The sequence below is a fragment of the Priestia sp. SIMBA_032 genome, from assembly GCF_046535215.1.
Classification (GTDB): domain Bacteria; phylum Bacillota; class Bacilli; order Bacillales; family Bacillaceae_H; genus Priestia; species Priestia aryabhattai.
In genome coordinates, this window is sequence record NZ_JAWRXD010000407.1 from 1 (window position 1) to 299 (window position 299).

General features: G+C 41.5%; 1 protein-coding gene. It reads left to right on the forward strand.

The features are described 5' to 3' along the window. Positions 1 to 299, forward strand: a 299-nt coding sequence (locus SB717_RS34940; protein ID WP_410907475.1) for a chorismate synthase, incomplete at both ends; no start/stop codon positions are given.

The following is a 299-nucleotide window of genomic DNA, read 5'->3' on the forward strand; positions in this document are numbered from 1 at the left end:
GGTGATTCAATTGGTGGAATCGTTGAAGTAATTGTGGAAGGAATGCCAATTGGAGTAGGTAGCTACGTGCATTATGATCGAAAACTGGATGCGAAATTAGCAGCTGCAATTATGAGTATTAATGCTTTTAAAGGTGTCGAGATTGGAATTGGTTTTGAAGCAGCGCATAGACCGGGAAGTGAAGTTCATGATGAAATTCTATGGAATGAGGAGCATGGATATACAAGAAGAACAAATAATGCAGGTGGATTAGAAGGCGGTATGACGACTGGAATGCCAATTGTTGTGCGCGGTGTGAT